This window comes from Hymenobacter sp. UV11, assembly GCF_004684095.1.
Classification (GTDB): Bacteria; Bacteroidota; Bacteroidia; order Cytophagales; family Hymenobacteraceae; genus Hymenobacter.
In genome coordinates this window covers 1-7,860 of record NZ_SRII01000035.1, presented here as the reverse complement: position 1 = coordinate 7,860, position 7,860 = coordinate 1, and the positions used below count along the sequence as shown (strand labels likewise).

The following is a 7,860-nucleotide window of genomic DNA, read 5'->3' as shown; positions in this document are numbered from 1 at the left end:
TTTTCACCCGGCTTCCTGAGTGTGGGCCTGACCTCGCGTCCCTACTAACCCGTAAATTTCATATTCTCGACGCGCAACTCACTTCGTGACGAGTATAACTTCAATCTTATCCAGGGCCACAATGTAGGACTTGTGGATGCGCAGGAACTGCGGCGCGGGCAGGCTCTCAGCTAGTTTAAGCAAGCTGGTTAGGGTCAGAATATTGCCGGTACTCGTGACCACTGTGGCGTATTCCTTGCCGCCCTCAATGTAGTGAATATCCGCGTGGTTCACCTTCACCAGGCGGTTGTCGGTTTTGATGAAAATATGGCCGGCCAAGGCGGGGGCGGGGGACGGCGCGACGGGCTCATCGACCGCGGGAAGCGACGCGGCCAGCGGGGCCTGCACGCGCTGCACGGCTTTGAGAAACCGCTCAAACGAGATGGGCTTGAGCAGGTAGTCAGCGATGGCATACTCATAGCCTTCGAGGGCGTACTCGGGGTAGGCGGTGGTGAGGATGACCGGGCACCGGCCGTGTAGAATCTGGAGAAACTGGAAGCCCGTCATGGCCGGCATCTGCACATCGAGCAACACCACATCGACGCCGCCTTGCTGCACCCGCAGCAGCCCTTCGACCGGGTTGGTCGTGGTGCCGACCAGGTTGAGAAAGGGGATTTTCTGGGCGTGCGCCGCAATCACGCGCAACGCCAGGGGCTCATCGTCGATGGCCAGCAGGTTGATTTTCATGCGGCTACCAGGGGTTTATGTAGTACGGGCGTAAGCGCCTCCAGCTCCAGGGCGCACTCAAATATGCCGTGCTCGGCCGTCACCGTGAGCTGATGGCGTTGCGGGTAAAGCAGGGCGAGCCGGCGGCGCACCGAGGCTAGGCCCACGCCCCCTACCAGGTCCTTGTTCTTCGCGACGATTTGATTGCGACTCCAGAAGGCGAGGTGGTGGCCTTGCACGGCCAGGTACAGCTGCACCGGGTGGGCCGGGTTGCTCACGGTGCCGTGCTTGAAGGCGTTTTCCACGAAGCAAATGAGGAGCAGCGGGGCAATGTGGACGCCCTCCAGGTTGCCCTCGATGGCGAAATCGACGTGGACGTCCCCTTCGTAGCGCAGCTTTTCGAGGGCAATGTAGCTGTTGAGGTAATTCACTTCCTGGCGGAGCGAGACGTGGTTGGCGCTGCTTTCGTAAAGCATGTAGCGCATCAGGTCAGCGAGCATCAGGATGGCGTCGGGTGTCTTTTCGGGCTCGGTCAGGGCCAGGCCGTACAGGTTGTTCATGCTGTTGAAGAGGAAGTGCGGGTTGAGCTGGGCCTTCAGGTAGGCCAGCTCCATCGCGTTTTTTTCGTGCAGCAGCGCCTCACTTTTGCGGTGGTCGTGCAGTTGTTTGAAGACGAAGGCCAGTATCACAATCAGCCAACTGCCCAGCAGGTGGTCGCCGGCCGCAAGGGCCTCGGCGGCGGGCGGAGCCTCGGTGGTGAGGGCGGGCAGCACGTACCGGTCCAGCAGGTAACGAAATCCATTATCAAACAGGCCCAGTAGCAGAATTTGCCCCAGCACCAACGGCAGGTGCCGGGGAAACGCATAGCGCGTGAACACCCACAAGCTGAAGTAGACCGTCGCCATCACGCGGCCCAGGCAGAGCCAAATGGCGAGTTGGCCGAACCTGGCCAGGTACTGGGGCAGCGTGTACGGCCCGTGACCGTCCTGCACCGTATCGAAGGCCACCACCACCGCGAGCAGCAGCCCCCAGAAAAGCAAGTGGCCGGCGTAGCGGAAACGGACCAGAATAAAAGCAGGCATCTAACGGGGGAAAAGAGTGGAGCAGCAAGGTATCCTGCTAGTTCCGGCTGGTCCTTGTGTTATCCGCCAACGCCGCCTTCCGTGCCGCCAACGACCCTTTTTGCGTCAAGTCAACCGTTGGGAGCCGGCTAACATGGCGCGGGCCGCCTTGGTGGCGCGGGCGGTTGCGTTGGCGGCACGGGCGGTTGCGTTGGCGGCACGGAAGGCGGCGTTGGCGGATTAGCGGCGGTGGGGCTTGAACGAATAGCGGAGGTTTGCAACGCTTTCCGACAACCCCTTTTCACCGCTGCGCCATGAAACTACGCATTCTTCTGCTTGTGCTGCTGCCCAGCGTCCCGGCCGCTTTTGCCCAAACGAGCCCTGCGGCGGAGCTCGTGCCGCAGTCGGCTAGCCTAGTGCTGGCCTCCAACAGCTCGCTCATCTATCCGGGCCTGAAAGTGGGAGTAGAATTTCCCCTGCGAACCGCCGGGGTTACCCGGCCCCGCAAAGCCGGCGCCCCGAAGGTCTTCACCCGGGCCCTACTGCTGACCACTTCGGCCAACTGGTACCACCACCCCACCTTCCACGACAATACTTACCTGGCGCTCGGGCTGCTGAACCGGAGGACCACGGCCGGGGGCTTCTTCCGCGAAACGTCCGCCGAAATCGGCCTGAGCCGCACGTTTCTGGGCGGCACTACTTACCAGGTAACGGACGAGGGCCGCGTCAGCATCGAGCGAGCCGCCGGCCACTACTACGGCGTGGCCACGGTGGGCGCCGGCCTGGGGCACGACTTCGGCCAAACCGGGACGCTGCCCCTGGCGCTCTACTCGAAGCTGAACCTGCTGGTGCTGTTTCCCTCCAACAGCACGCTCTACGTGCGGCCGACGCTGGAAATCGGCCTGGTGTACACGCCGGCGCAGCTCCTGCGCCGGAAAGTCTGGTCCATCAAGCGCGGCTAGTCGCCGGCCTTCCCCACTTCATCCCCAGGTGCTGACCAGCGCCAAGCCCCTTTACAACCAAACCCGCTCATGAAATTTCTCCTGACCCTTCTCGGCGTGCTGCTGTTTACCGCGTGCCAGAAAGAGCAAATCACCGTCAACGACCACGCCTCCGATACTTTTTACGTCGACAATGCCAACGCGGCGATGCGCGTGCTGGTGCAGGGCAACACCGCGAGCCGCGTGTTTGTGTTGTTCGTGCACGGCGGGCCGGGCGGCAGCGCCTACGGCTACAGCACCGACTACGTGCAGCAGCACCTCGAAACCAAGTACGCCTGCGTGTACTGGGACCAGCGCAACGCGGGGGCCGCGCAGGGCAACGCCAACGTGGCCAACCTGAACCTACCGCAAATGACGGAGGACCTGAAAAAGGTGATTCAAGTCCTCAAGGCCCGCTACGGGCAGGACGCCCGCGTTTTCTTGCTGGGCCACAGCTTTGGCGGGCTTCTGACGGCCTCGTTCCTGACCACGGGCACCTACCAGGCCCTGGTCAACGGCTGGATTGTGGTCGACGGGGACCACAACTATCCCCTGAACGACTCGCTAACCCGAAACATGCTGCTCATGATGGGCCAGCAGCAGCTGTTGTTGCGCAACCATCCCGCGGAGTGGCAGCCCATCGTCGACTACTGCCAGGCTCATCCGGGCAATTTCACCTTCGAGGAATCGACGCAACTCAACACCTACGCCCACGAGGCCGAAACCTATTTTGAGGAAGTAAAGAAGGTGGACGTGCTGGCTATTCTCCGGCAAGGGGCCATTCGCTACGACGTGCCCGTCACGACCCTTTTCCTGAATAGCCGCTTTTCGAACAACGCTGCTTTCAACCGGGAGTTGGCCAAAACCGAATTTACTTCGGTGCTCGCCAAAGTGACCACGCCCACGCTGCTGCTGTATGGCAAATACGATTTTATCTGCCCGTCCGGAATGGGAGAAGATATTTTCAACCACGTAGGTACGCCGCACAAGCGGCTGGCGGTTTCGCCCATCAGCGGCCACAACCCCTACATTCAGGATGAGTCCTTTTTCTGCAACGAAATAAACCAGTTTGTTGAGCAGTATAAATGAGATAGTAAGCACTTTCCGCACTCTAGTCAGGTAGCTGGAGCATCCAGTCGCAAAAAAATAACACAAGACTCCTTTTTTATCCATTTGATTTGCAGAATTGGTTAGCAAAGCCGCTTGAGCGGAGGTTGACCTTTGTCCAGTACGCCAACATCCTTTTTTCCAACCCCTCTTCCTATGTTTCTCGGACATTTCGGCGTCGGTTTCGGCGCCAAGACCATCCAACCGCGCGTATCGCTGGGTACCCTGTTCCTGGCCGCTCAGCTAGCCGATTTAGTGTGGCCCACGCTGCTGCTGCTGGGCGTCGAGCGCGTGAAAATTGTGCCGCACTTCACGGCCACCAACGCATTTGATTTCGTGTATTATCCTTTCACGCACAGCCTGGCGGGCGAGCTGGTGGCGGGTCTGTTGCTAGGCCTAGCCTACTGGCTGCTGCGGCGCAACCTGCAGAGCGCGGTGCTGGTGGGCTTGCTCGTGCCCAGCCACTGGCTGCTCGATTTAGTGGTGCACACCCCCGATTTGCCGCTGTATCCCGGCCCGTCGCCGCTGTTCGGCTTCGGGCTGTGGAACCAGGTTGCCCTGACGCAAGTGGTCGAATTCGCGCTCCTGGGGGCGGGCTTGTGGCTCTACGTGCGGCGTACCAAGCCCCGCAATGGCAAGGGCCGTTACGGCCTGCTGGGGCTGGTGGCGTTCCTCGTGCTGATCCACGTGGGCGGCCTGTTCAGCCCGCCCCCCGCCTCGGTGGCGGCGTTGGGGTGGTCGGGACAGCTATTTTGGGTGACCGTGCTGCTGGCCTATTGGGTGGACCGCAACCGCGAGGTGATAGGCCAGCCTGGTGACGAAACGCTCCGGGCAGCGGTTCCGGCCGTTTCCTAGCGCCTAGCCGAAGCAGGAATGAAATAGGCCTTCTTATAGCAGAAAGGAGCTAAACTTCCCCTAAGGACATATTATATATAATATGTCCTTAGTTTTTAAGTGTACGGTTCCCTTTCGGTAAGCCAGGAGGTAGCCGATACGCTCTCGGCAGTTTAGCTCCTGCCGCTAATCTCCCAGGGCGGTAAGCCACCAGTGAACCCCTCCCTCCGCCGGCCGAGGCATCTACTACCCAGCGCTCACCGCCTGGCAACGGGCAGCCGTTGATAGGGTTGCTGCCAGCCGCTAGTTAAATAAGGCAACTGCTTCTTAATCAGTGACCACGAAGGCAGTACAAGCAAGAGGTTAGGTAGCTTTATAAGTAGCTACTCTAGCAAAGGCCCTTCGGCCGCCCCACCAACTGGGCCGGTGCGTACAGTCCGCGACGACTTACTTCGACGCGGTCGTTACTACCGGGGGAAGTGGGTAGCACTCAAAAAGAAAGCTGGTCCCAAAAAATTACTTTGCCGGCCTGGTTGTGGACAAACTGCACGTTGCCGTCCTGCGAGACGACGATGGCCAGGCAGTCGGGGGCGGCCAGGCAAAGGCGGTAGGCGGCCCGGTGGCGGGTGCCGCCGTGGTCGGCGGGCAGGGCCTGCAGGGTTTCACCTTCGACATCCAGGGCGCGGTACACCTGGCTCAGGGGCACCTGCGTGGCCTGCACTTCCACCCCAAAGCCGGCCAGCTCCATTTGGTGCGTGAGCACGAGGGCCCCATCCACGGCCCCCATCGCCGCCAGGTCGTGGCCAAACTGGTCGACTTCCGCCGTCAGGCGCAGCAGCTCGGCATCGGTCGACTGCTGGAAGTGGGCCCAGCTCACCTCCCCCAGCGCCAGCAGGCGGTGCAGGAGGGCTTGCACCAAGGTGGGGTAGCGCGGGCCGGCGGCAGGGTGCCGCAGGCGGTACTTGGGCCGCAGCACGCCGCCCGGGGCGAAAAGCTCGGCGACGCGGGGGGTAGGCACCAGCACCACCAGCATGCCGTGGCCGCTGCTGCGCGCCTGCGTGAGGGCGCAACGCTGCATGCGCAAGACCAGTTGCAGCAAGCACTCGCTTTGCACGGGCGTCCACGCCAGCCCGGCCGCCAGCGCCCCGGCCAACTGCTGGTTTTCCAGAAAGCGGCCCGCGCCCCAGGCACTAGGATGCTGCAAGAAGCCGTGCCCCTCGATGCGTCCGCGCTGCAAGGTGAGCACGCGCCGGGCCCCGTAGTAGAACACGAGGCCGCCCGGCCCGCTTACCTGCACTAGCAGCGCTAGGGGTGCGCTGGCGCCGCGGGGCCCCACCTCGTCGGCCGACTGGTCCCACTGGTGCCCGCTAAAGAGCAGGCCCCACAAGTGCAGCGGGCCATCGGGCGTCGGCTCCACGGCCAGCAGGCTGCTGGCGGGCTGCACGGCTGAGCTGAGCCGGCGCACTTCCTGCTCGTTCCAGGCCCGCGCTTCCGCAAAATGCACGACGTGAAAATCGGTGAGGGCCACGGGCTGGGCGGCCAGCTGGGCCGGGGAGGCTAGCACGGCGTGGCAGCGCACCGGCTGGCTTTCTTCGAACAGGAGGCTGGCCTGGTAGAGCACCGAGATGAAGGACGTCAGGATTTCCGCCGTCGGGAGCGGCGGGGCCTCAGCGGGCCAGCGCGCGCGCAGAGCGAGCGCCAGGTCGGCCGGATAGTAATGCGAAGGGGTCATAGCTGGCGGCCAAATTACGCGGGCGCGGGTGATAGTAGCCTCGACTACCAACTAATTTTGAAGCGCGCTAACTAGCCGCAAAGGCTTCTTTCAGCTGCTGGTTGGCTCGTTCCGTGAGCGCGTCGCCGTGCCCGAATGCGGCCCGCTCAAACGGGTACTCCGCTACGCGCAAAATACTCTGCCGGGCTAGGGTGCGGTCCTCGTTGATGGTGCTGTACTTCAAGCCCATCACGTGGGAGCAGATGTCACCGGCTATCAGCAGGCCTTCTGAGCGCAGCAGCAGGCAGAGGTGGCCGGCGCTGTGGCCGGGCGAATGGATGACTTCGAGGCCCCCGGCCAGGGGTAGTACTTGCCCGTGCGCCAGTGGCTCGTCCACGGGCAGGGGGTCATAGGTTGTGCCGGCGTACTTGATAAAAAACAGGTACACCAGCCGGTTGACCAGGCCGGGCGTGCGGGTGGTGCCGGGCCGTTCGGCGATGCCTTGGCCTATCAGCGGCGCGTCGAGGGCGTGGGCGTAGGTGCGCGCGCCGGTGCGCCGCTGTACTTCGGCGGCGCTGCCGCCGTGGTCGATGTGGCAGTGGGTGAGCAGCAGGTGGCGAATCAGGGCCGGGTCGTGGCCCGATTCGCGCACGGCGGCGAAGCGCTTGTCGGCGCTGTTCGGGTAGCCCGTATCGATGAGTAGCAGGCCATCCTCCGTTTCCAGCAGGTAGCAATTCACCAGGTTCAGCTTTAATTGCCACACGCGCGGCGTTAGTTGGACAACAGCCATGACGACGAAACAGGAAAAAGGTGAAACGAGCGCGTAAGCTAGGGCAGTTTCTGCGCAACATTGTCAGCCCAGCCTCCGGCAGCGACGGGGTCGATGATTTGCTGCCCGTTAAGGGCAGTTTTACTGCTGAATTGACTTGTGGCGTAGGGTAGCACCTATCCACTCCCGCCAATCGGCCGACTCTCGGACTTGGCGCAGAGACTACCCTGCTTCCACAAGCGCGCTGGCTAGCCGCGAACGTAGTAGTATGGGCAACAGCCACGGTAGTTTGAGTAAACAACTTGTTCATCCATACAAGCACCAATTACCTGATACACTTACTCAACCTAATTATGATAATTAATTGATTATTAGCACTAATTAGTCCAATAAAGGCCCCTCAACAGCCAGTTGACTACCTGACCCAGCCAATTATAACCGGCCGGTTCAGGTGGTCAGCCGCTTCAGCGCGACGCGGCGCCTTTTTAGCCCCCCAAAGCTGCTGTACTACTGCGTCTGCCGACCTTCACCTCCCATCCAGCTCAGCTAAACCGGCCGGTTGGCGGGTTCCTACGTCCACTACCCCTTACAACAAACTAGTGGTCTGACAGTTTAATTTCGTTAGTTACTTTGGTCAGTTCAGCGTATCTGTTTTTCAACTTATCGCGGGCCTTTTCGGTGGTGAAAGACCAA

General features: G+C 61.6%; 7 protein-coding genes. 3 read left to right on the top strand and 4 right to left on the bottom strand.

Annotated features, from left to right (window positions below; translation table 11 throughout):
* Positions 1-78 precede the first annotated feature (78 nt).
* A complete protein-coding gene (locus tag E4631_RS25375) occupies positions 79-726 on the bottom strand; it encodes a LytTR family DNA-binding domain-containing protein (RefSeq protein ID WP_133658053.1) in 648 nt (215 codons plus the stop codon).
* Positions 723-1,787: a sensor histidine kinase gene (locus E4631_RS25370; RefSeq protein ID WP_133658054.1), complete on the bottom strand. Its 1,065-nt coding sequence runs from the start codon at positions 1,785-1,787 to the stop codon at positions 723-725. The genes E4631_RS25375 and E4631_RS25370 overlap by 4 nt, the downstream gene beginning before the upstream one ends.
* A 293-nt stretch (positions 1,788-2,080) precedes the next feature.
* Here E4631_RS25370 and E4631_RS25365 point away from each other — a divergent pair, with 293 nt between their 5' ends.
* The 3 genes from E4631_RS25365 to E4631_RS25355 all read left to right on the top strand — a co-directional run bounded on the left by E4631_RS25365 (position 2,081) and on the right by E4631_RS25355 (position 4,708).
* Complete coding sequence (locus E4631_RS25365) at positions 2,081-2,728, top strand: hypothetical protein (protein ID WP_133658055.1); 648 nt, start codon at positions 2,081-2,083, stop codon at positions 2,726-2,728.
* A gap of 69 nt (positions 2,729-2,797) precedes the next feature.
* Positions 2,798-3,835: an alpha/beta fold hydrolase gene (locus E4631_RS25360; RefSeq protein WP_133658056.1), complete on the top strand. Its 1,038-nt coding sequence runs from the start codon at positions 2,798-2,800 to the stop codon at positions 3,833-3,835.
* A 174-nt stretch (positions 3,836-4,009) separates the two neighbouring features.
* Complete coding sequence (locus E4631_RS25355; RefSeq protein WP_133658057.1) at positions 4,010-4,708, top strand: hypothetical protein; 699 nt, start codon at positions 4,010-4,012, stop codon at positions 4,706-4,708.
* A 469-nt stretch (positions 4,709-5,177) separates the two neighbouring features.
* On the opposite strand, the gene E4631_RS25350 is transcribed toward E4631_RS25355, so the two are convergent.
* Together E4631_RS25350 and E4631_RS25345 are read right to left on the bottom strand one after the other, a co-directional pair.
* Positions 5,178-6,419: a putative sensor domain DACNV-containing protein gene (locus E4631_RS25350; protein ID WP_133658058.1), complete on the bottom strand. Its 1,242-nt coding sequence runs from the start codon at positions 6,417-6,419 to the stop codon at positions 5,178-5,180.
* 67 nt (positions 6,420-6,486) lie between these two features.
* The gene (locus tag E4631_RS25345; RefSeq protein WP_133658059.1) at positions 6,487-7,188 is read right to left on the bottom strand and encodes an MBL fold metallo-hydrolase; all 702 of its coding nucleotides are present in this window, start codon (positions 7,186-7,188) and stop codon (positions 6,487-6,489) included.
* Between the last annotated feature and the right edge of the window lie 672 nt (positions 7,189-7,860).